The following is a 21,865-nucleotide window of genomic DNA, read 5'->3' as shown; positions in this document are numbered from 1 at the left end:
GTCGTTGTTCCCGGTCAGTGGAGGCGCATTATAGGGAGTTCTCGGCGGGCCGCAACCCCTAAATGCAAAAAACTTTTCAAGCGCGGTTTTTTTCGGCAAAAGGGCGAAAAAGCGGCGAATTTATGTCACTTTTTCAGGCAAACAGCCATAAAAGCTGGCGATCACTGGAGTAAAATAGAAATAACGATGTCAGTAAGGACCCGCAGCCATGCCGTTAAATGCACAACAACAGGCCGCCCAACGCAATCTTTCTTATCTGCTTGCAGAGAAACTCGGCCAACAAATTCTGGCGGGCAATTATCAGGCCGGCAGCATCCTGCCCGGTGAAATGGAACTGGGCGAGCAATTCGGCGTCAGTCGCACCGCAGTACGCGAAGCGGTAAAAATGTTAGCCGCCAAAGGCATGTTGCTACCGCGCCCGCGCATCGGCACCCGCGTGATGCCGCAGAGCCAATGGAATTTCCTCGATCAGGATTTATTGACCTGGTGGATGACGCGGGAAAACTTCGATCAGGTAATGCAACACTTCCTTATCCTGCGCACCTCGCTGGAGCCGCAAGCCTGCGCATTGGCGGCAAACCACGCCAGCCCGCAGCAAACCAAGCTGCTGGCGGAGCTGATGGCGGAAATGCGCGCACTGCATACCCAGTTTGACCGCGAGCGTTGGATCAAGGTCGATACCCAATTCCACCAGCTCATCTACGAGGCCAGCGGCAACCCGTTCCTGACCTCATTCGCCAACCTGTTCAGTTCGGTGTACCAAAGCTACTTCCGCGCCATCACCGGTAATGAAGTGATCAAGCTGCGCCATCATCAGGCTATCGTCGATGCGATACTCGCCGGAGACAGCACCGGCGCGCTCGTCGCCTGCCAGGTGCTGCTGAAAGAGAAAGACTAGACACGCTCCCCGCTTATATATAGAAGAAAGAGACGAGGGACAGACGACCATTTAACCAGGACCGACCATGACCCAATCCGCGCGCAGTATGGCAGGACTACCGTGGATCGCCGCAATGGCGTTCTTTATGCAGGCGCTGGACGCCACTATCCTCAACACCGCGCTGCCGGCGATCGCCCAAAGCCTCGGGCGTTCGCCGTTGGCGATGCAATCGGCCGTCATCAGCTACACGCTGACGGTGGCAATGCTGATCCCGGTCAGCGGCTGGCTGGCAGACCGCTTCGGCACCCGGCGCGTGTTCATCTTCGCCGTCACGTTATTCACCCTCGGCTCGCTGCTGTGCGCCCTGTCCCCTACGTTGAGCGTGCTGGTTGCCTCTCGCGTGCTGCAGGGCATCGGCGGCGCGATGATGATGCCGGTCGCGCGGTTGGCACTGCTGCGCGCCTACCCGCGCAGCGAACTGCTGCCGGTGCTGAACTTCGTCACCATGCCCGGCTTGGTCGGGCCGATTCTGGGGCCGCTGCTGGGCGGGTGGCTGGTCACCTACGCCACCTGGCACTGGATTTTCCTGATCAATATCCCTATCGGCCTGCTCGGCATCTTCTATGCGCGCAAATACATGCCGGACTTCACCACGCCCAAACGCCGCTTCGATTTTCTTGGCTTTATGCTGTTCGGCCTGAGCCTGGTGCTGATCTCCACCGGGCTGGAGCTGTTTGGCGAGCGAGTACTGGCGAGCTATGTTTCGCTGGGTATTCTGCTCAGCGGCTTCGTGATGCTGTTCGGTTACATCGCGCACGCCCGCCGCCATACTCAGCCTCTGATCGGTCTCGACCTGTTCAAAACCCGCACCTTCTCGGTCGGCATCGCCGGCAACGTCGCCTCCAGGCTGGGCACCGGCTGCGTACCGTTTTTAATGCCGCTCATGCTGCAGGTGGGATTCGGCTACACGGCGATCGTCGCCGGCTGCATGATGGCGCCGACCGCCATCGGTTCGCTGATGGCGAAATCCACCGTCACTCAGGTGCTGCGCTGGTTCGGCTACCGTAAAACGCTGGTCGGCATCACCGTCATCATCGGGGTTCTGATCGCCCAATTCTCCCTGCAAAGCCCGGGCATGCCGCTGTGGCTGATGATCCTGCCGCTGTTCGTGCTGGGCATGGCGATGTCCACCCAGTTCACCGCCATGAACACCATCAGCCTGGCGGATTTGAACGACGCCAACGCCAGCGCCGGCAACAGCGTCCTGGCGGTCACCCAGCAGCTGTCCATCAGCTTCGGCGTGGCAATCAGCGCGGCGGTGCTGCGTTTTTACGAATCCCTGTCGTTAGGCACCATGATCGACCACTTCCATTACACCTTTATCACCATGGGGATCGTCACCGTGGCATCGGCGCTGGTGTTTACGTTGCTGAGAAGGAAGGATGGCCGCAATTTGATCAGCGGCCAGGAAAGCAAGAAAGAAGCTAAGGCGGCGAGTTAACGGCGGCCCACCGAGGCGCGTTCCACCAGCTCGGGCGTCAGCACCAGCACCTGGGGCGCGCGCTCCGGGTTTTGCAGGCGGTTGATCAGCGCATCGATCGCCAGTTCGCCCAGCGAATCCTTCGGCTGATGAATGGTGCTCAGCGGCGGCGCCAGATAACGCGCCAGCTCAATGTCATCGTAGCCCATCACCGCCATATCCTGCGGCACGAAAAGCCCGGCCTGATACAGCGCCTGATAAACGCCCACCGCCACCGCGTCGTTACCGGCGAACACCGCATGCGGCGGCTCATCCAGCGCCAGCAGTTGGTGCATGGCGTTCACGCCGCCCTCAAACTCAAAATCGCAATGCACTTCATACCCAGGCAGAACCGGCAATCCGGCGCGACGCATCGCGTTGCGATAGCCTTCCAGTCGGTGACGAGCGGTGGTTTTATCCTGCGGGCCGGCGATGCAGGCGATCTTGCGGTAGCCGCGGGCGATCAGATGATCGGTCGCCATCTCGCCGCCCAGCAGCGAGTTATCCTGAATAATGTCGTTGGCACCCTCGAACGGCGCCCAGTCCATCATGACGATCGGCAGTGACGGGTAGCGGCTCAGGGCATCTTGCGATGGCCGGTGGTTTTCGGTGCACATCAACAGCAAACCGTCGACGCGCTTTTGCAGCAGCGTCTCCATGCTGCGGTTCATGCGCGCGGCGTCTTCTTCGGTATTGCACAGGATTAAACTGTAGCCGCGTTCATAGCAGCTGCGCTCCACGCCGCGCACCACTTCGGCATAAAACGGGTTGTTGCTGGCGGTCACCAGCATGCCGATGGTACGCGTCTGGTTGAGCTTCAGGCTGCGCGCCAGCGCGGAAGGCGCATAGTTCAGCCGTTCTACGGCCGCCATGACTTTGTCGCGCACGCTGTCGCTGACAAAGCGATTGTTGTTGACCACATGCGAAACGGTAGAGGTTGAAACGCCCGCCAGACGGGCGACATCTTTCATGGTGGCCAAAGGATCACCCCTGCTGCTGCAAGAAGGCGTCAATCTCTTCACGCCACGGCACCGAAGGCTGCGCCCCAGGGCGGGTCACGGCGATCGCCGCCGCCGCATGGGCGAAACGCACCGCGTCGGCCATGATCTTGCCTTCCAACAGGGCAGTGACCAGCGCACCGTTAAAGGTATCGCCGGCAGCGATAGTATCCACCGCTTGCACCTTGAAGCCGGGCACCCGTTTGCCGTTGCCGTTTTCGCTCAGCCACACGCCGCGGCTGCCAAGGGTGATGATCACCGTCGCGATGCCCTTGTCGTGCAGCGCCTGCGCCGCGCGCGCCGCATCGGCGTCGTTGTCCACGGCGATGCCGGTCAGGCGCTCGGCTTCGGTTTCATTCGGGGTGATCATATCGATCATGCCCAGCAGCTCGTCCGGCAGCTCGCGTGCCGGAGCCGGGTTGAGGATCACCTGCGTGTGATGCTGCTTCGCCAGGCGGGCGGCGGCGATCACCGTCTCTAGCGGCGACTCCAGCTGCATCAGCAGGGCATCGGCATCGATCACTTTTTGTTGGTAGCGCGCCAGGTAATCCGGCGTCACCGCGGCGTTGGCGCCGGCATCGATGCCGATCACGTTCTCGCCTTGGGCGTTGACGAAGATCAGCGCCACGCCGGTGGTGCTGTCGGCGATGGCTTCAATCGGTTGGGTATCAATACGATCGCTCGCCAGCTGCCGGCGGACACGTTCGCCGATATCGTCGGCGCCCACACAGGCGATAAAGGCGATCTCCGCCCCACTGCGCCCGGCCGCCACCGCCTGATTCGCGCCCTTACCGCCAAACGCCACCTTATACTGCTTCCCTATCACCGTTTCGCCCGGGTGGGGGAACTGTTCAATATTGAGGATATGGTCGGCATTGATGCTGCCAAGAACCACCAGCTTACCTGTTTCCATCGCATTGATTCCTGAATTGCGCGCCATCGTAAACGCCCCGTTCCGATGGCGCTGGTATGACTTACTGAGTGACCAGTTTCAAATCGACCGGGATGGTCGCCGGCACTTTTTCGCCTTTCAGCACTTTATCGGCGGTTTCCACACCGATCACGCCGATCTGATCGGGACGCTGCGCCACGGTCGCCGCCAGCTTGCCGCCTTCGACCGCTTTCACGCCGTCGGCGGTGCCGTCGAAGCCTACCACGATCACGTCGGTTTTACCGGCGGTTTGCAGCGCGCGCAGCGCACCCAGCGCCATTTCATCGTTCTGGGCGAACACCGCCTGCACATCCGGGTGCGCGGTCAGCAGGTTCTGCATCACGTTTAGGCCCTTGGTGCGATCGAAATCGGCCGGCTGGCTGGCCAACAGTTTGAATTTATTCTGATCCAGCGACTGCTTGAAGCCTTCACCGCGTTCACGCGCGGCGGAGGTGCCGGCGATGCCTTCCAGCTGAATCACCTTGGCATCGGCGCCCACTTTCTTGGCGATGAAGTCGCCGGCCATTTTACCGCCCACGCGGTTGTCAGAAGCGATGTGGCTCACCACGTCACCCTTGCTCGCCACACGGTCCAGCGTGATGACCGGGATCTTCGCCTGGTTGGCCATCTTGATGGCGTTGCCCACCGCATCAGAGTCGGTCGGGTTGATCAGCAGCAGCTTGGGCGCGCGCACCATCAGATCCTGCACATTGGCCAGCTCTTTCGCCGGGTTGTTCTGGGAATCCAGCACCACCAGGTTGTAACCCAGCTTGTTGGCCTCTTGCTGCGCACCGTCCTTCATCGAGACGAAGAACGGGTTGTTGAGGGTGGACACCACCAGCGCGATGGTGTCTTTGGCCATGGCATTGGCGCTCAGGGTGGCGCTCAGCGCGATGGCGGAGGCTAAGGTTGCCAGTTTTTTCATTTTCATCATCGTGATTCCTGTAGGGGGAGGTTACTTGTTGCTTTTGTTATCTACCAGAACCGCCAGCAGTATCACCACTGCCTTCACGATCATTTGGTAGTAGGAAGAAACACCCAGTAAATTCAGGCCGTTGTTCAGGAAGCCGAGGATCAGCGCCCCGATCAGCGTACCGACGATGCGGCCCTTGCCGCCGGCCAGGCTGGTGCCGCCCAGCACCACGGCGGCGATGGCGTCCAGCTCATAGCCGGTGCCGGCGGTCGGCTGCGCCGACGACAGGCGCGCCACTTCGATCACCCCGGCCAGCGCCGCCAGCAGGCCGCACAGCGAGTAAACGATAATCTTCACTTTATCGACGCTGATGCCGGACAGACGGGTCGCCGCTTCGTTGCCGCCCAGGGCATAAATATAGCGGCCCAGGCGCGTATGGTGCAGCATATACCAGGCGGCGATGAACACGATCGCCATGATCCAGATCGGCGTAGGCACGCCCAGCGGGCGGCCGATGCCAAACCAACCGAAGGTGTCGGCCACGTCGGTGAAACCGGTGTTGACCGGGCTGCCGTTGGTGTACACCATGGTGACGCCGCGCAGCAGCAGCATCATCACCAGCGTGGCGATAAAGGCCTGCACCTTGCCTTTGGCAACGATCACCCCGGTGCAGGCGCCAACCGCGGCGCCGAGCGCCAGTGCCGCCGCCACCGCCACCAGCGCGTTGACCTCAAAGCCGACGATCGACGCCGCCACCGCGCCGGTCAGCGCCAGCAGCGATCCCACCGACAGATCGATGCCGGAGGTGAGGATCACCAGCGTCATCCCCACCGCCATGATGGCGTTCACCGAGGTCTGCTGCAGAATATTGAACAGGTTGTTCAGGGTGAAGAAGTTCGGGCTCATGGAAGAGACCACGGCGATCAGCACCAGCAGCGCAATCAACGACTTCTGCTCTAACAGCCACTCTTTACTGAACCAGCGCTTAGCTGCGATAGTCTGGGAACTCATATCTGATTACTCCTGCTTTACGCCGTATTGCTTGCCGACGGCTGCCGCCATCAACGCTTCCTGGGTGGCCTGTTCAATCGGGAACTCGCCGCTGAGATGCCCTTCGTGCATCACCAGAATGCGATCGCTCATGCCCATCACCTCCGGCATTTCCGAAGACACCAGAATGATGCTCAGCCCTTCCTGCTTGAACTGGTTGATTAACTGATAGATCTCTTTTTTGGCGCCGACGTCGACGCCGCGCGTCGGCTCATCGAGGATCAGCACCTTCGGCCGGGTCATCAGACCGCGGGCGATCGCCACTTTTTGCTGGTTGCCGCCGGAAAGCAGGCCGATCGGCTGCTCCATCGAGGGCGTTTTGATATTGAACAGCCGGATGAAATCCCCCACCGCCTGCCGCTCGTCAGCCTGTTTCAGGCTGCCGTCGGCGCGGCTGAAGTAGCGCAGCGCAGTCAGCGACATGTTTTCCTTCACCGACATGCCCAACACCAGGCCGTCGCGCTTGCGGTCTTCCGAGATATAGACGATGCCGTTCGCCAACCCGTCCTGCGGCGAATGGGTGACCACCTCGCGGCCGTCCAGGTTGACGGCGCCAGCCTTGCGCGGGGCGGCGCCGTACAGGATCTTCATCAATTCAGTACGCCCGGCGCCCATCAGCCCGGCCACGCCGAGGATCTCGCCGCGGTACAGCGTAAAGCTGACGTCTTCAACGCCGGGACCGGAAAGGTGGCTGACTTCCAGCCGTTTTTCCCCGCGCGGCAAATCAAGGCGCGGGTACTGCTCCTCCAGCTTGCGGCCAACCATCATCTCAATCAGCGAATCTTCCTGCAGCTCGCTCACCGGCCGCTCGGCGATAAACTGCCCGTCGCGGAACACGGTCACGTCGTCGCAGATTTCAAAAATCTCTTTCAGGCGGTGCGAGATATAAACGATGCCGCGCCCTTCGGCCTTCAGCTCGTTGATCACCTTAAACAGCGAGGCGGTTTCGGTGTCGGTCAGCGCATCGGTCGGTTCGTCCATGATGATCACTTTCGATTCGAAGCTCAGTACCTTGGCGATCTCCACCATCTGCTGATCGCCAATCGACAGCTCGCCCACCAGCCGGTGGCTGCTGTAGCGCAGATTGAGACGCGCCAACAAGCGATCGGCCTCGGCATACATGCGCTTCCAGTCAATGCGGCCGAAACGGTTGACGAACTCGCGGCCGAGGAAGATGTTTTCCGCAATCGTCAACTGCGGGATCAGGTTCAGCTCCTGATGAATAATGCCGATGCCCGCTTCCTGCGAATCCTTAGGCCCGTTGAACACCACCTCGTTACCGAGAAAATACTGGCTGCCGGCATCTTTCTGGTAGATGCCGGTCAGCACTTTCATCATGGTGGACTTCCCGGCGCCGTTTTCCCCCACCAGCGCCATCACCTTGCCGGGATAGACACTGAGGGCGGCGCCGGAAAGCGCCTTCACGCCGGGAAAGGCTTTATCAATCCCTTTCAGTTGCAGTAAAGGTTGCATACGCGCCTCAGAAAGTTACGCCGGCGCACAGGATCACGTTCGCATAAGGCGAACACTCCCCACTGCGGATTACCGCCCGGCTGTACTCGGTTTGCGCTTTAAACGCCTGATGGCTGATATAGCGCACGCTGATGGTGTTACCCTGGCGTTGGCCCAGAGCGGTCAGCTCAGCCAACAGTGCCTCGTGGAGCGACGGATTCTGTTTCACGATCTCTTCTGCCAGGATGGCGCTTTCTACCTGCATCTCTTGCGTGACCGCCGCGAACACCTGCATGAAGGTCGGCACGCCCTGCGTCAGCGCCAGATCGATGCGCTGCGTCGCCGTCGGTATCGGCAGGCCCGCATCGCACAGGGTGAGCTGGTCGGTATGCCCCAGCCGGGCAATCACGGCAGACACGTCGGAATTCAGTAATACGCCTTTTTTCATCTTCTCACTCCACCAGCGAAACGTTTCGCTCTTTGAGGGAGTTTAAAAAAACGGCAGGGGAAGGCAACCGGGACAATGCAGAAGTGTGATCGCTATCGAAACGTTTCGTTCACGCACGGGCAATGCACAAACAAAAGGGGCTCAGCCATGCTGAGCCCCTTATTCGGTGGGTTAGATCTCGACCTGCGTGCCGAGCTCGATGACCCGGTTCGGCGGGATCTCAAACTGATCCGGCGCGCGCAGCGCATTGCGGCTCAGGGCGACGAACAGTTTACCGCGCAGGTAGAGGTACCACGGCCGCTTGGTGAGGATCAGCGATTCATGGGACATGAAGAACGAGGTCTCCGACATGCGGCACGGCAACCCTTCCAGCCCGCAGCGGTGGAACACTTCCTCGACGTTCGGCGTTTCGCGCCAGCCGTAGCTGGCCACCACCCGCCAGAAGGTCGGCGACAGCTGTTCGATGGTCACCCGGCGCACGTTGTGCACGTAAGGCGCATCCTCGGTGCGCAGCGTCAGCAGCACCACGCGTTCATGCAGCACCTTGTTGTGCTTCAGGTTGTGCAGCAGCGCAAAAGGAATGACGTTGGTGGCGCGCGACAGGAACACCGCGGTACCCGGCACTCGCACCGGCGGCGATTTCTCCAGCGAGGCGATCATCGCCTCCAACGAGTTGCCGTGTTCATGCAGGCGACGCAGCAGGCGGAAGCGCTCGCTCTTCCAGGTGGTCATAATGATGAACATCACCAGCGCCAACGTCAGCGGCAACCAGCCGCCGGAGAACAGCTTCAGGGCGTTGGCGGAGAACATCGGCACGTCGATGATCAGCAAGATGGCCACGATGCCGATCGCCAGGAAGCGATTCCAGTGCCAGTTGTTGATCGCCACCGAGGTGACCAGAATGCTGGTCAGCACCATGGTGCCGGTGACGGCGATGCCGTATGCCGCCGCCAGGTTGCTGGAGTGCTCGAAGCCGATGATCACCAGCACCACCGAGATGTACAGCGTCCAGTTGATCACCGGAATATAGATCTGGCCGGATTCCATTTCCGAGGTGTGAATGATGCGCATCGGCGACAGATAGCCCAGACGCACCGCCTGGCGGGTCAGCGAGAAGACGCCGGAAATCACCGCCTGCGAAGCGATGACCGTCGCCAGGGTCGCCAGAATCAGCAGCGGGATCAGCGCCCAGTCGGGCGCCAGCAGGAAGAACGGGTTTTTGATCGCCTCAGGGTTTTTCAGCAGCAGCGCGCCTTGGCCGAAGTAGTTAAGCACCAGCGATGGCAACACCACGGTGAACCAGGCCAGGCGAATCGGGAACTTGCCGAAGTGCCCCATATCGGCATACAGCGCCTCGACGCCGGTGATCGACAGCACCACTGCCCCCAGCGCGAAGAACGACACCTTCTTATATTCCATGAAGAAGTTGATCGCCCATTTGGGGTTCAGCGCCTGCAGCACTTCCGGGTTCGAAATGATGCTGCGCGCACCCAGCACGGCCAACACGATGAACCACAGCAGCATTACCGGGGCGAACAGCTTGCCGACGCTGCCGGTACCGTGCTTTTGGATAACGAACAGCAGCGTCAGCACCAGAATGGAGAGCGGCACGATATAGGCGTCAAGCGCAGGCGCAGCGATTTCCAGCCCCTCTATCGCCGACATCACCGAGATCGCCGGGGTGATTACCACCTCGCCATAGAAGAAGCTACCGCCGATCAGGCCCAGTATCACCAGCACCGCGGTGGTGCGCGCCGAGGTGTTGCGCCCGGCCAGCGACATCAGCGTCAGAATGCCGCCCTCGCCGGCGTTGTCCGCGCGCATCACGTAGGTGAGATATTTGAGGGAAACGATCACGATCAGCATCCAGAAAATCAGCGACAGGAAGCCGAAAACCACGTCTGGACGAACATCGAAGCCGTAATGGCCGGAGAAACACTCTCTCAGCGTATAGAGAGGGCTGGTGCCGATATCACCGTAGACCACGCCGATGGCCGCCAGGGTTACCGCCGATAAGGACTGCTTATGCTCTGCGCTCATAATTCGTTTCTTTATCAGAACATCCGTTAGCGATGCATCCGCATCAGGCAAAATACGGGCTCAAAGATCCGTCACGCCCACCAGAAAGCCGCACAGTATGCACCATTTATGCGGCTTGCCTACCCTTATATCAGAGCCGAAAAATAAACAAAATGTGAACCGGATATCCGGCACAACTTAGAAAAATATTACTAATCAATAAGCTATACCACTAAAAATAATGGTGGTTTATCATCGGATTATCGACCAAGATTGGCTAACTCTCGGACAATGCGACAATTATATGACGCCATCCTCCCTTCTGGCAGAACGAATTTCCCGCCTCAGCAGCGCGCTGGAGAGCGGTCTTTATGAGCGGCAAGAAGCGATCCGCCTGTGCCTGCTGGCGGCGCTGAGCGGCGAAAGCGTATTCCTGCTCGGCCCGCCCGGCATCGCCAAGAGCCTGATCGCGCGCCGGCTGAAGTTTGCCTTCCGCAACGCCCGCTCCTTTGAATATCTGATGACGCGTTTTTCCACGCCGGAAGAGGTCTTCGGCCCGCTCTCTATTCAGGCGCTGAAAGATGAAGGGCGCTACCAGCGCCTGACCGCCGGCTATCTGCCGGAAGCGGAGATCGTGTTTCTGGACGAAATCTGGAAGGCCGGCCCGGCGATCCTCAACACCCTGCTGACGGCGATCAACGAACGGCGCTTTCGCAACGGCAACAGCGAAGAACCGATCCCGCTGCGCTTGCTGGTTACTGCCTCCAACGAACTGCCCGAAGCGGACAACAGCCTCGAAGCCCTGTATGACCGCATGCTGATCCGCCTGTGGCTGGACAAGGTGCAGGATAAACAGAATTTCCGCTCGCTGCTGGTCAACCGCCAGAGTGAAAGCCAAAACCCGGTGCCGGCGGCGCTGAGCATCAGCGACGAAGAGTTTCTGCAGTGGCAACCGCAGATCGACAAAGTGGCGCTGCCGGAAGCCTGCTTTGAATTGATTTTCCAGCTGCGCCAGCGGCTGGACGCGCTGGAACAGGCGCCATACGTCTCCGATCGCCGCTGGAAAAAGGCCCTGCGTCTGCTGCAGGCCTGCGCCTTCTTCAGCGGGCGCGACGCCATCGCTCCGCTCGATCTGATGCTGCTGAAAGACTGCCTGTGGCACGATCTCACCTCGCTGAAGCTGCTGCAACAGCAGATCGATCAGCTGCTGACCGAATCGGCCTATCAGCAGCAGTCGATGCTGATCCAGTTGCAACAAATCCACACCCGCTGGCTACAGGACCAGCAGCAGCAAAGCGATCGGCAGGCCATCAGCCTAGTGAAAAAGGGCGGCATGTTCAGCCGCAAACCGCAATACGCGCCGGCCACGCCGTTCGCCGGCGGCACTCTCACTCTGCTGCTGCAAAAACCGCTGCAGCTGCATGACATTCAGGTCAACCATCTGAGTATCGAGAGCAGCGTGCTGGACAACTGGCTGCAAAAAGGCGGCGACGTGCGCGCCAAACTGAACGGCATCGGCTTCGCGCAGCCGATCGATTTGGAGGTCGACGACCAACTGCACCTGACGGTACTGGACGTTAGCCGCCAGCCGTCGCTGCTGGCGCTGCCGGGCAAACAGGCCACCGCCACACCGCAGGCGCTGCTGGATGAAATGGACGCGTTGGCCCAGCGCCTGGCGGAACAGCGTCGCGCCTTCAGCCAGCATCAGCCCTGTCTGTTCACGCCCGCCGCTGGCCTGGCCAAGATAGAAGCCAGTCTGCTGCAGGTGGCAGAGCAGGTTAAACAGCAACAGCAGCAAATGCGCGGCCAGTAACCATGCTCAGTCTGGAGACGCTCGATCTGCTGCTGGCGATCACCGAAGGCGAGATGATCGAGGAAATGATCGTCGGCATGCTGGCGGCGCCGCAGCTGTCGGTGTTCTTTAAAAAGTTTCCGGCCCTTCGCCGGGCACTGGATCGCGATCTGCCACGCTGGAAACTGCAGCTCAAGGAGCGTCTGCAGGAGGCTATGGTGCCACCGGCGCTGGCGCAGGAATTTTACCGTTACCAACAGTGCCAACTGGAGAACAACACCCAGTTCTATCACAACCTCAACGACACGATGGAGCTGCTGCGCCAGCTGGTCTCGCCGTTTTATGAACAGGCGCGCGCGCTGGTGGACGCCGCCGATCTGCCCAACCATCCGCTGGACGACAGCTTTCAAACCCTGTTCCTGCAGCGCTGGCGCATCAGCCTGACGCTGCAGGCCACCATGCTGCACCACCAGCTGCTGGAACAGGAGCGCGAGCAGCTGATGGCGGAACTGCAGGAGCGCCTGGCGCTGAGCGGCGCGCTGGAGCCGCTGCTGTCGGAAAATGACACCGCCGCCGGCAGGCTGTGGGACATGAGCAAAGGCCAGCTGCAGCGCGGCGATTACCAACGGCTGGTGGAGTACGGCAACTTTTTGCAGCAGCAGCGGGAGCTGAAAAAGCTGGCGCAGCAGCTTGGCCGCAGCTATCAGGCCAAGGCGGTGCAGCAACAGGACGCGCAGCCGGAACCGTTCAGGGTCATGGTGCAGGTGCCGGCCACGCTGCCGGAAGAAGTAAATGGCATTCATCAGAGCGACGACATCCTGCGCCTGCTGCCGCCGGAGCTGGCGACGCTGGGGATTGAAGAGCTGGAGTTCGAGTTTTATCGCCGCCTGTTGGAAAAGCGGCTGCTGAGCTACCGTCTGCAGGGCGACGTCTGGCAGGAGCAGATCCTGATCCGCCAGGTCACCCACCAGCAGCAGGATCAACAGCCGCGCGGGCCGTTTATCGTCTGCGTGGACACCTCAGGATCGATGGGCGGCTTCAACGAACAGTGCGCCAAGGCGTTTTGCCTGGCGCTGCTGCGCATTGCGCTGGCGGACAACCGCCGTTGCTACATCATGCTGTTCGCCAACCAGATCGTGCATTACGAGCTCACCGCCGCCAGCGGCATCGAACAGGCGGTGCGCTTTCTCGGCCAGCAGTTTCGCGGCGGCACCGATCTGGCGGCCTGCCTGAACGCCACCGTCACCAAAATGGCGGAAAGCGGCTGGTTCGACGCCGATGCGGTGATCATTTCCGATTTTATCGCCCAGCGGTTGCCGGAGGAGGTAATAAAGAAGGTGAAACAGCAGCAGCAAAGCCACCAGCAGCGTTTCCATGCGGTGGCGATGTCCGCCTACGGCAAACCCGGCATCATGCGCATCTTCGATCATATCTGGCGCTTCGATACCGGGCTGAAAAGCCGTTTGATGCGCCGCTGGCGGCGCTAGGCAGTTAAAGCAGGCCTTCGACCGCCCCGCGCATTTCCGGCGACCACACGCCGCACTGCACCTGGCCGATATGCGACAGTTGCAACAACAGCATCACCAAGCGCGACTGACCGATACCGCCGCCGATGGTCTGCGGCATATCGCCGCGCAACAGCGATTGGTGCCACTCCAGCTTCATGCGCTCTTCATCGCCGGTCAGCGCCAGCTGATGTTTCAGCGCGGCGGCGTCGACGCGGATGCCCATAGAAGACAGCTCGAAAGCGTCCTGCAGCACCGGGTTCCACACCACGATATCGCCGTTCAGGCCCGCCAGGCCATCCGCCGCCGGGGTGGTCCAGTCATCATAATCTGGCGCCCGTACATCGTGCGATTTGCCATGCGACAGCTTGCCGCCGATGCCGATCAGGAACACTGCGCCCAGCTCTTTGGCGATCGCCCGCTCGCGCCCTTTGGCATCCAGATCCGGGTAACGCTGCAGCAGGGTTTCGCTGTGCACAAAGTGGATCTGTTCCGGCAGGAACGGGGTCAGGCCATGCTCGCGGCTGACTTCCGCCTCCGTCGCCTTGATGGCGGCGTAAATGCTGCGCACGGTGCTTTTCAGGTAGTCCAGGCTGCGCTCACCGTCGCCCATCACCCGCTCCCAGTCCCACTGATCGACGTACACCGAGTGGATAGGCGTCAGGCGATCTTCATCCGGGCGCAGCGCCTTCATATGGGTGTACAGGCCTTCGCCCGCGCCGAAATCGTAGCTCCCCAGGGTTTTACGTTTCCATTTCGCCAGTGAATGCACCACTTCGAAGGTGGCGTCCGGCAGGGTTTTGACCTTAACCTGCACCGCTTTCTCGCTGCCGGAGAGGTTATCCTGCGTGCCGTCACCCAGACGGCTGAGGATCGGCGCCTGCACTTCGATCAGGCCGAGCTGTTGCTCCAGCTGGCGGGAAAAGAAGGATTTGACCTGGCTGATTTGTTGTTGTTTTTGGATAAACTGTTTTTTCATTGCCGTATCTCTTGTAAACCTGTCTCTGTTGCCATCGATTAAGCAACAAAATGATACGCCAATTCAATATCCACTAATCAATATTGCCTTTTCACTTTTAATCGTTCATTTTTACCCGGACAGAATTCAACAATCGTTAATTAATGGGGGATTAAATGGCGGAAATTTATCAGATCGATAATCTCGATCGCGGCATCCTCAACGCCCTGATGGACAACGCGCGCACGCCGTACGCCGAACTGGCGAAAAACTTCGCCGTCAGCCCCGGCACCATTCATGTGCGGGTAGAGAAGATGAAACAGGCCGGGATCATCACCGGCGCGCGCATCGACGTCAGCCCCAAACAGTTGGGCTACGACGTGTGCTGCTTTATCGGCATCATATTAAAGAGCGCCAAGGACTACCCTTCGGCGCTGAAGAAGCTGGAAAGCCTGGAAGAAGTGGTGGAAGCCTATTACACCACCGGCCACTACAGCGTCTTTATTAAGGTGATGTGCCGATCGATCGACGCGCTGCAACAGGTACTTATCAACAAGATCCAGACCATCGACGAGATCCAGTCTACCGAAACGCTGATCTCGCTGCAGAACCCCATTATGCGCACCATCGTGCCGTAACCCGTCAAATTGCATACCCACATTATCCACAGGTAGATCCCAGCCGATTCACAGCGTACAATGCAGCCACTTTGAGTGAGAAGGTTGGGATCGTTGGTTCATGGCAGACATTACTCTGATCAGTGGCAGTACGCTTGGCAGCGCCGAATACGTGGCTGAACATTTGGCTGAAAAGCTGGAAGACGCGGGTTTCTCTACCGAGATGCTGCACGGCCCTGAACTGGATGAGTTGCCGTTGACCGGCCGCTGGCTGGTGGTCTCTTCCACGCACGGCGCCGGCGAACTGCCGGATAACCTTCAGCCGTTGCTGGAGCAGATCGCCGAACAACAGCCGGATCTTTCCGAGGTGCAGTTCGGCGCCGTCGGTTTGGGCAGTTCGGAATACGACACCTTCTGCGGTGCGATCAAACAGATCGACGATCTGTTGATCACCAGAGGCGCGAAAAGGATCGGCGATCGTCTCGAGATCGACGTGACCGAACATGAAATTCCCGAGGATCCGGCCGAGGAATGGGTAAAAAACTGGATTAATTTACTCTAATTCGCCTAAAGATCGTGCGAATGATTGTGGATAACTATACTTAAAAGCAGGGTAAAAGCCGTAGTTATCCCAATAACAACCGTAGTACGCTTTTTGTCCTGTGCATAACAAGCCTTTTAGATCCCAGCTTATCTGCCTCGGGATCACCGATCATTCACAGCAAACGATCCTCCTTAATCTGCTGATCTTCATCGTGAATAGTCACTTATCCACAGAGGATCGCGATCCTAATAAGAGATCTAATAAAGAGATCTTTAAATAAAAAAGATCTTCTTTTAATTACCGACGATCCTGACCACTTGGTCGATCGTCTAAACTTGAGTAGAATCCCCCACCCCAGGGCAAATACGATCGTTCGCAATACGGCGAGGTGCAGTTCCATGTTTTATCCAGATCAATTTGACGTCATCATCATCGGTGGTGGCCATGCAGGGACCGAGGCCGCCATGGCCGCGGCACGCATGGGACGTCAGACTTTATTATTGACACACAATATCGATACGCTGGGACAGATGTCCTGCAATCCGGCGATTGGTGGTATTGGTAAAGGGCATCTGGTTAAGGAAATTGATGCACTCGGTGGCCTGATGGCGACGGCGATCGACCATGCCGGCATCCAGTTTAGGATACTAAACGCCAGCAAGGGCCCAGCCGTTCGCGCCACGCGCGCTCAGGCGGATCGCGTACTGTATCGCCAGGCGATCCGTACCGCGTTGGAGAACCAGCCCAACCTGATGATCTTCCAACAACCCGTTGAGGATCTGATCGTCGAAAACGATCGCGTAGTCGGCGCTGTCACCCAAATGGGCCTGAAATTCCGCGCCAAGGCGGTAGTATTGACCGTAGGCACCTTCCTGGACGGCAAGATCCATATCGGTCTGGAAAATTACAGCGGCGGCCGCGCCGGGGATCCTCCTTCGATCTCGCTGTCGCAGCGTTTACGAGAACTGCCGCTGCGCGTTAACCGCCTGAAAACCGGTACACCGCCGCGCATCGACGCCCGCACTATCGATTTCAGCGTACTGGCGCCACAACACGGCGATACGCCGGTGCCGGTATTCTCGTTCCTGGGCGATGCCAGCCAACACCCGGAACAAATGGCGTGCTACATCACCCATACCAACGAAAAAACCCATGACGTGATCCGCAATAACCTCGATCGCAGCCCGATGTATGCCGGGATCATCGAAGGGATCGGCCCACGTTATTGCCCGTCGATCGAAGACAAGGTCATGCGCTTTGCCGATCGCAATGCGCACCAGATCTTCCTCGAGCCGGAAGGCCTGACCAGCAACGAGATTTACCCTAACGGGATCTCCACCAGCCTGCCGTTCGACGTGCAGATGCAGATCGTCCGTTCGATGGAAGGCATGCAGAACGCGCGTATTATTCGCCCTGGCTACGCCATTGAGTACGATTTCTTCGATCCGCGCGATTTGAAGCCGACGCTGGAAAGCAAATTCATTCAGGGGCTGTTCTTCGCCGGCCAGATCAACGGCACTACCGGGTATGAAGAAGCCGCTGCGCAGGGCCTGCTGGCTGGTCTGAACGCCGGGCGCTTCGCCGACGAACAGGAAGGCTGGGCGCCACGTCGCGATCAGGCTTATCTGGGCGTGCTGGTGGACGACCTCAGCACCCTCGGTACCAAAGAGCCATACCGCATGTTTACCTCACGCGCCGAGTATCGTCTGATGCTGCGTGAAGACAACGCCGATCTCCGCCTGACGGAAAAAGGCCGTGAACTGGGCCTGGTGGACGACGTCCGTTGGGCGCGTTATAGCGAGAAGCTGGAGCGAATCGAACGCGAACGTCAGCGCCTGCGCGACATCTGGATGCACCCGCACGCCGAGAACGTCGAACAGGTCAATGCGCTGCTGAAAGCGCCGTTGTCGCGTGAAGCGAACGGCGAAGAGCTGCTGCGCCGCCCTGAGATGGATTACGCGCAGTTGACCGGCACCGACGCCTTCGCGCCGCCGCTGGACGACGTACAAGCGGCCGAACAGGTCGAGATCCAGGTCAAATACGAAGGCTACATCGCTCGCCAGCAGGAAGAGATCGAAAAACAGCAGCGCAACGAGAATACCGTGCTGCCGTTGGATCTCGATTACCGTCAGGTTTCGGGGCTGTCGAACGAAGTGATCGCCAAGCTGAACGATCACAAACCGAACTCCATCGGCCAGGCTTCGCGCATTTCCGGCATTACGCCGGCGGCGATCTCAATTTTGCTGATTTGGCTGAAAAAGCAGGGACTGCTGCGCCGCAGCGCATAAATCTCGCACCCAGGCGGCCGTTTGTTCATCCCGTAGCCAAACGGCCGCTGACATCACTTGCGCCCTGAATTATCATAGTCGCCTCATTGCGCCAGCTAACCATCCGCTGGTCGTTCAGCGCCTGCCAGAGGATCCGTTGTGCAAAAAAAATTAGACTCGCTGCTCGCTGCAGCAGGCATTGAGCTGCCCGATCAGCAGAAACAGCAGCTGCTGGGCTATGTCGGCATGCTGGATAAGTGGAACAAGGCTTATAACCTCACGTCGGTGCGCGATCCGCAGCAAATGCTGGTGCGCCACATCCTCGACAGCATCGTGGTCAACCCGCATCTGCAGGGCTCGCGTTTTATCGATGTCGGCACCGGCCCCGGCTTGCCGGGCATTCCGCTGGCGATCGTGCGCCCGGACGCACATTTCACGCTGCTCGACAGCCTGGGCAAGCGTGTGCGTTTCCTGCGCCAGGTGCAGCATGAGCTGGGTCTGAACAATATCGAACCGGTGCAGAGCCGCGTCGAAGCCTTTCCGGCCGAGCCGCCGTTCGATGGCGTGATCAGCCGCGCGTTCGCTTCGCTGCAGGATATGCTGTCCTGGTGTCATCACCTGCCGGCGAAAGGGCAGGGGCGTTTTTACGCGTTGAAAGGCGTGCGCCCGGATGAAGAGCTGACGCAGCTGCCGGCAGGCGTTAGCCTGGAGTCTATCGTGCGGTTGCAGGTGCCTGAACTGGAAGGCGAACGCCATCTGGTGATTCTTAAGGCAAACTGAGTTTGCTTTTGATCAAACAAGCGTGAATTAAAGGCAGTACCAATCAGAAAGATAAGCAGGCTAATTAGTTGGTCGCTTTTTTTAGTTAATTTACTTCCTATTAACACAAAAAGCGCGGCTAATTAGCGACAATAGGGTAATTGCATTTGGAAATAGTCACGTTAGCAATCATGTGCGAAAGATTGGCGTTTGCTGCTAATGTTAATTGGCTGTTGGAATATTGCCCCGCTGCTTGTCAATAAAAGGTTTTCATCGAGTATACGGATTGTTTTTGAACAGTTAACTGATAATGTTTTGATTTATATAATCTTTTGATCGCTCAAATTGCTAAAGACGGTTTGGTTGACCATCGGCTATAAATCAGGAAGGGACATTACTGTGATCGGCTTCGCGTTTCTAAACGCAACGCTGGAATAATCAGACAATTAAATGCGCCCTATTATTCCGACCGTTTTCTTGTGAAAATAGGCTGGAATAGGGAAATTTAAATAATTGTTCACCTTTTCGCTACTTATCGATTGAATTCGTTGGTATGCCCCGTATAATTTGCTCGTTTTTTGCTGCTTGACTCAGGACAGCAAAAACAGTTGTATACGTCACTCAGCATACCCCCTCAGGGGTACGGAGAGAACAAACGTCATGTCTGTGTCCCTTTACAGCGGGAAAGTCGCACGCAAACTGCTGTTTTTGCAGTTAATGACTTTTGTTCTGATCAGCGTTGCTTTCTGGCTGAAAAGCCCGGAATGGAGCGCTTCGGCGCTGGCAGGCGGTCTCGCCGCCTGGTTGCCGAGTGCAATGTTTATGCTGTTTGCCTTGCGCCACCAGGCGCAAACGCCGGCGCCCGGTAGGGTTGCCTGGTCGTTCGCCATCGGCGAGGGGCTAAAGGTCGTGATCACCATCGTTTTGCTGATCGTGGCGCTGGGGGTGTTCAAGGCGGAGTTTATACCGCTTGGCCTGACCTATTTAGCGGTGTTAGTGGTGCAGATAGTGGCACCAGCCGTGATTAACAGTTACCGAACTTAACTAAATAAGGGTAAGAGGCATCATGTCTGCAGGAGAAGTCTTGACTCCACAGGAGTATATCGGTCACCACCTGACGCAGCTTCAGGTCGGGACTGGGTTTTGGTCGATTAACCTCGACTCGATGTTTTTCTCCGTCGTCCTCGGGGCGCTCTTCCTGGTGATCTTCCGTAAAGTGGCCAAAAACGCCACCAGCGGCGTGCCGGGTAAACTGCAAACCGCCGTGGAGCTGGTGGTCGGTTTCGTCGACAGCAGCGTGCGCGACATGTACCACGGCAAGAGCAAGGTGATTGCGCCGTTGGCACTGACCGTGTTTGTCTGGGTGTTCCTGATGAACCTGATGGACCTTATCCCGGTTGACTTCCTGCCTTATCTCGGCACCCACGTTCTCGGTCTGCCTGCGCTGCGCGTCGTGCCTACCGCTGACGTGAACGTCACGCTGTCTATGGCGCTGGGCGTGTTTATCCTGATTCTGTTCTATAGCATCAAAATGAAAGGCGTTGGCGGGTTCGTTAAAGAGTTGACCATGCAGCCGTTCAACCACCCTGTATTCATTCCTATCAACCTGATTCTTGAAGGTGTCAGCCTGCTGTCCAAACCTGTTTCACTGGGTCTGCGACTGTTCGGCAACATGTATGCGGGTGAGTTGATCTTCATCCTGATTGCCGGCCTGTTGCCGTGGTGGTCACAGTGGGTCCTGAGCTTGCCTTGGGCTATCTTCCACATCCTGATCATTACGCTTCAAGCCTTTATTTTCATGGTTCTGACGATCGTCTATCTGTCGATGGCGTCTGAAGAGCACTGATTTTCTTAAAACACTTGCACTTTTAAACTGAAACAAACTGGAGACTGTCATGGAAAACCTGAGTATGGATCTGCTGTACATGGCTGCCGCTGTGATGATGGGTTTAGCGGCAATCGGTGCTGCGATCGGTATCGGCATCCTGGGTGGTAAATTCTTGGAAGGCGCTGCTCGTCAGCCTGACCTGATTCCTCTGCTGCGTACACAGTTCTTTATCGTTATGGGTCTGGTCGACGCCATCCCGATGATCGCTGTAGGTCTGGGTCTGTACGTGATGTTCGCCGTCGCGTAAGTAGAGCAACCCTCTACGACGTAACCAAACTATTAACTTTTAAAGAGGCATTGTGCTGTGAATCTTAACGCAACAATCCTCGGCCAGGCCATCGCGTTCGTTCTGTTTGTCTGGTTCTGCATGAAGTACGTATGGCCGCCGATCATGGCTGCCATCGAGAAACGTCAGAAAGAAATCGCTGACGGCCTCGCTTCTGCAGAGCGTGCCAAAAAAGATCTGGACTTAGCGCAAGCCAATGCGACCGACCAGCTGAAAACTGCTAAAGCAGAAGCTCAGGTGATCATCGAGCAAGCGAACAAACGCAAAGCTCAGATCATGGATGAAGCGAAAGCCGAAGCCGAGCAGGAACGTAACAAAATCGTGGCGCAGGCTCAGGCTGAGATCGAAGCCGAACGTAAGCGCGCTCGTGAAGAGTTGCGTAAGCAAGTCGCGATGCTGGCAATTGCCGGCGCCGAGAAGATCATCGAACGTTCCGTGGATGAAGCTGCTAACAGCGACATCGTTGATAAACTGGTCGCTGAACTGTAAGGAGGGAGGGGCTGATGTCTGAATTTGTAACTGTAGCTCGCCCCTACGCCAAAGCAGCTTTTGACTTTGCCGTTGAGCACCAAAGCGTAGAGCGCTGGCAGGAAATGCTGGCGTTTACTGCTGAAGTCACTCGCAATGAACAGATTTCTGAACTGCTGTCTGGCGCAGTTGCGCCAGAAACGCTGTCCAAGACGTTCATCGCGGTTTGTGGCGATCGGCTCGACGAACATGGCCAGAACTTTATCCGTGTAATGGCCGAAAATGGACGTTTACTGGTTCTTCCTGCCGTGCTGCAGCAGTTCATCGAACTGCGCGCCTCGCTGGAATCCACCGTCGAAGTCGAAGTGCTCTCTGCGAGCGCGCTGAGCGACGAACAGCAGGCGAAAATCGCCGCTGCGATGGAAAAACGTCTGTCACGCAAAGTTAAGCTGAATTGCAAAATTGACAAGTCTGTACTGGCCGGCATCGTTGTTCGCGCCGGCGATATGGTGATTGATGGCAGCGTTCGCGGTCGTCTTGAACGCCTGACAGACGTCTTGCAGTCTTAAGG

General features: G+C 58.1%; 21 protein-coding genes. 13 read left to right on the top strand and 8 right to left on the bottom strand.

Annotation, left to right across the window (positions count from 1 at the left end; translation table 11 throughout):
* The first annotated feature begins 208 nt into the window (after positions 1 to 208).
* Together C9411_RS17315 and mdtD are read left to right on the top strand one after the other, a co-directional pair.
* Positions 209 to 898 (top strand): FadR/GntR family transcriptional regulator, encoded by a 690-nt coding sequence (locus tag C9411_RS17315; protein WP_063989194.1) that lies wholly within the window; start codon positions 209 to 211, stop codon positions 896 to 898.
* Positions 899 to 965: 67 nt separating this feature from the next.
* The gene (gene mdtD, locus C9411_RS17310) at positions 966 to 2,381 is read left to right on the top strand and encodes a multidrug transporter subunit MdtD (protein WP_063989193.1); all 1,416 of its coding nucleotides are present in this window, start codon (positions 966 to 968) and stop codon (positions 2,379 to 2,381) included.
* On the opposite strand, the gene rbsR is transcribed toward mdtD, so the two are convergent.
* From rbsR to kup, 7 genes are all read right to left on the bottom strand, one after another.
* Complete coding sequence (gene rbsR / locus C9411_RS17305; protein ID WP_107227546.1) at positions 2,378 to 3,379, bottom strand: ribose operon transcriptional repressor RbsR; 1,002 nt, start codon at positions 3,377 to 3,379, stop codon at positions 2,378 to 2,380. The two genes, mdtD and rbsR, sit on opposite strands and share 4 nt — an antisense overlap.
* A 4-nt stretch (positions 3,380 to 3,383) precedes the next feature.
* The gene (rbsK, locus tag C9411_RS17300) at positions 3,384 to 4,310 is read right to left on the bottom strand and encodes a ribokinase (RefSeq protein ID WP_063989191.1); all 927 of its coding nucleotides are present in this window, start codon (positions 4,308 to 4,310) and stop codon (positions 3,384 to 3,386) included.
* A 61-nt stretch (positions 4,311 to 4,371) separates the two neighbouring features.
* Positions 4,372 to 5,259, bottom strand: coding sequence for a ribose ABC transporter substrate-binding protein RbsB (gene rbsB / locus C9411_RS17295; RefSeq protein WP_025160300.1), 888 nt, complete (start codon positions 5,257 to 5,259; stop codon positions 4,372 to 4,374).
* A gap of 24 nt (positions 5,260 to 5,283) precedes the next feature.
* Positions 5,284 to 6,252 (bottom strand): ribose ABC transporter permease, encoded by a 969-nt coding sequence (gene rbsC, locus C9411_RS17290; protein ID WP_019455467.1) that lies wholly within the window; start codon positions 6,250 to 6,252, stop codon positions 5,284 to 5,286.
* Between the two features lie 6 nt (positions 6,253 to 6,258).
* A complete protein-coding gene (gene rbsA, locus C9411_RS17285) occupies positions 6,259 to 7,764 on the bottom strand; it encodes a ribose ABC transporter ATP-binding protein RbsA (protein ID WP_063989190.1) in 1,506 nt (501 codons plus the stop codon).
* A gap of 7 nt (positions 7,765 to 7,771) precedes the next feature.
* Positions 7,772 to 8,191 carry a D-ribose pyranase gene (rbsD, locus tag C9411_RS17280; protein WP_063989189.1) on the bottom strand — a complete coding sequence of 140 codons (420 nt, stop codon included), beginning with the start codon at positions 8,189 to 8,191 and terminating at the stop codon, positions 7,772 to 7,774.
* A 171-nt stretch (positions 8,192 to 8,362) separates the two neighbouring features.
* Positions 8,363 to 10,231 (bottom strand): low affinity potassium transporter Kup, encoded by a 1,869-nt coding sequence (gene kup, locus C9411_RS17275; RefSeq protein ID WP_063989188.1) that lies wholly within the window; start codon positions 10,229 to 10,231, stop codon positions 8,363 to 8,365.
* Positions 10,232 to 10,514: 283 nt separating this feature from the next.
* Between kup and ravA the strand changes: the two genes are divergently transcribed.
* Together ravA and viaA are read left to right on the top strand one after the other, a co-directional pair.
* Entirely contained in the window at positions 10,515 to 12,023 is a 1,509-nt protein-coding gene (gene ravA / locus C9411_RS17270; protein ID WP_107227545.1) for an ATPase RavA, read from the top strand.
* Positions 12,024 to 12,025: 2 nt separating this feature from the next.
* Complete coding sequence (gene viaA / locus C9411_RS17265) at positions 12,026 to 13,489, top strand: ATPase RavA stimulator ViaA (protein ID WP_107227544.1); 1,464 nt, start codon at positions 12,026 to 12,028, stop codon at positions 13,487 to 13,489.
* Positions 13,490 to 13,493: 4 nt separating this feature from the next.
* Here viaA and asnA read toward each other — a convergent pair whose 3' ends face one another.
* Positions 13,494 to 14,486 carry an aspartate--ammonia ligase gene (gene asnA / locus C9411_RS17260; RefSeq protein ID WP_107227543.1) on the bottom strand — a complete coding sequence of 331 codons (993 nt, stop codon included), beginning with the start codon at positions 14,484 to 14,486 and terminating at the stop codon, positions 13,494 to 13,496.
* A gap of 155 nt (positions 14,487 to 14,641) precedes the next feature.
* On the opposite strand from asnA, the gene asnC reads away from it, so the two are divergent.
* The 9 genes from asnC to atpH all read left to right on the top strand — a co-directional run bounded on the left by asnC (position 14,642) and on the right by atpH (position 21,863).
* Positions 14,642 to 15,103 carry a transcriptional regulator AsnC gene (asnC, locus tag C9411_RS17255; protein WP_004933786.1) on the top strand — a complete coding sequence of 154 codons (462 nt, stop codon included), beginning with the start codon at positions 14,642 to 14,644 and terminating at the stop codon, positions 15,101 to 15,103.
* Between the two features lie 100 nt (positions 15,104 to 15,203).
* On the top strand, positions 15,204 to 15,644 hold the full coding sequence (gene mioC / locus C9411_RS17250) for an FMN-binding protein MioC (RefSeq protein ID WP_107227542.1): 441 nt from the start codon (positions 15,204 to 15,206) through the stop codon (positions 15,642 to 15,644).
* Between the two features lie 380 nt (positions 15,645 to 16,024).
* On the top strand, positions 16,025 to 17,914 hold the full coding sequence (mnmG, locus tag C9411_RS17245) for a tRNA uridine-5-carboxymethylaminomethyl(34) synthesis enzyme MnmG (RefSeq protein ID WP_033631384.1): 1,890 nt from the start codon (positions 16,025 to 16,027) through the stop codon (positions 17,912 to 17,914).
* Positions 17,915 to 18,052: 138 nt separating this feature from the next.
* Complete coding sequence (rsmG, locus tag C9411_RS17240; RefSeq protein ID WP_015379471.1) at positions 18,053 to 18,673, top strand: 16S rRNA (guanine(527)-N(7))-methyltransferase RsmG; 621 nt, start codon at positions 18,053 to 18,055, stop codon at positions 18,671 to 18,673.
* 639 nt (positions 18,674 to 19,312) lie between these two features.
* Complete coding sequence (gene atpI, locus C9411_RS17235) at positions 19,313 to 19,696, top strand: F0F1 ATP synthase subunit I (protein WP_004933796.1); 384 nt, start codon at positions 19,313 to 19,315, stop codon at positions 19,694 to 19,696.
* Positions 19,697 to 19,718: 22 nt separating this feature from the next.
* Positions 19,719 to 20,498 (top strand): F0F1 ATP synthase subunit A, encoded by a 780-nt coding sequence (atpB, locus tag C9411_RS17230; RefSeq protein WP_025160299.1) that lies wholly within the window; start codon positions 19,719 to 19,721, stop codon positions 20,496 to 20,498.
* 49 nt (positions 20,499 to 20,547) lie between these two features.
* A complete protein-coding gene (gene atpE / locus C9411_RS17225; RefSeq protein WP_004093904.1) occupies positions 20,548 to 20,787 on the top strand; it encodes a F0F1 ATP synthase subunit C in 240 nt (79 codons plus the stop codon).
* 57 nt (positions 20,788 to 20,844) lie between these two features.
* Positions 20,845 to 21,315 carry a F0F1 ATP synthase subunit B gene (gene atpF / locus C9411_RS17220; protein WP_004933804.1) on the top strand — a complete coding sequence of 157 codons (471 nt, stop codon included), beginning with the start codon at positions 20,845 to 20,847 and terminating at the stop codon, positions 21,313 to 21,315.
* Between the two features lie 14 nt (positions 21,316 to 21,329).
* The gene (gene atpH, locus C9411_RS17215; RefSeq protein ID WP_025304741.1) at positions 21,330 to 21,863 is read left to right on the top strand and encodes a F0F1 ATP synthase subunit delta; all 534 of its coding nucleotides are present in this window, start codon (positions 21,330 to 21,332) and stop codon (positions 21,861 to 21,863) included.
* Positions 21,864 to 21,865: the final 2 nt, after the last annotated feature.

It is taken from the genome of Serratia sp. Nf2 (assembly GCF_003028435.1).
GTDB lineage: Bacteria > Pseudomonadota > Gammaproteobacteria > Enterobacterales > Enterobacteriaceae > Serratia > Serratia marcescens_L.
This window is presented reverse-complemented; position numbering and strand designations above follow the sequence as displayed.

Coding starts and splice junctions, on each gene's coding strand:
- C9411_RS17315 (WP_063989194.1), top strand. CDS start 209: ATGCCGTTAAATGCACAACAACAGGCCGCCCAACGCAATCTTTCTTAT.
- mdtD (WP_063989193.1), top strand. CDS start 966: ATGACCCAATCCGCGCGCAGTATGGCAGGACTACCGTGGATCGCCGCA.
- rbsK (WP_063989191.1), bottom strand. CDS start 4,310: ATGGAAACAGGTAAGCTGGTGGTTCTTGGCAGCATCAATGCCGACCAT.
- rbsB (WP_025160300.1), bottom strand. CDS start 5,259: ATGAAAATGAAAAAACTGGCAACCTTAGCCTCCGCCATCGCGCTGAGC.
- rbsC (WP_019455467.1), bottom strand. CDS start 6,252: ATGAGTTCCCAGACTATCGCAGCTAAGCGCTGGTTCAGTAAAGAGTGG.
- rbsA (WP_063989190.1), bottom strand. CDS start 7,764: ATGCAACCTTTACTGCAACTGAAAGGGATTGATAAAGCCTTTCCCGGC.
- rbsD (WP_063989189.1), bottom strand. CDS start 8,191: ATGAAAAAAGGCGTATTACTGAATTCCGACGTGTCTGCCGTGATTGCC.
- kup (WP_063989188.1), bottom strand. CDS start 10,231: ATGAGCGCAGAGCATAAGCAGTCCTTATCGGCGGTAACCCTGGCGGCC.
- ravA (WP_107227545.1), top strand. CDS start 10,515: ATGACGCCATCCTCCCTTCTGGCAGAACGAATTTCCCGCCTCAGCAGC.
- viaA (WP_107227544.1), top strand. CDS start 12,026: ATGCTCAGTCTGGAGACGCTCGATCTGCTGCTGGCGATCACCGAAGGC.
- asnA (WP_107227543.1), bottom strand. CDS start 14,486: ATGAAAAAACAGTTTATCCAAAAACAACAACAAATCAGCCAGGTCAAA.
- asnC (WP_004933786.1), top strand. CDS start 14,642: ATGGCGGAAATTTATCAGATCGATAATCTCGATCGCGGCATCCTCAAC.
- mioC (WP_107227542.1), top strand. CDS start 15,204: ATGGCAGACATTACTCTGATCAGTGGCAGTACGCTTGGCAGCGCCGAA.
- mnmG (WP_033631384.1), top strand. CDS start 16,025: ATGTTTTATCCAGATCAATTTGACGTCATCATCATCGGTGGTGGCCAT.
- atpI (WP_004933796.1), top strand. CDS start 19,313: ATGTCTGTGTCCCTTTACAGCGGGAAAGTCGCACGCAAACTGCTGTTT.
- atpB (WP_025160299.1), top strand. CDS start 19,719: ATGTCTGCAGGAGAAGTCTTGACTCCACAGGAGTATATCGGTCACCAC.
- atpE (WP_004093904.1), top strand. CDS start 20,548: ATGGAAAACCTGAGTATGGATCTGCTGTACATGGCTGCCGCTGTGATG.
- atpH (WP_025304741.1), top strand. CDS start 21,330: ATGTCTGAATTTGTAACTGTAGCTCGCCCCTACGCCAAAGCAGCTTTT.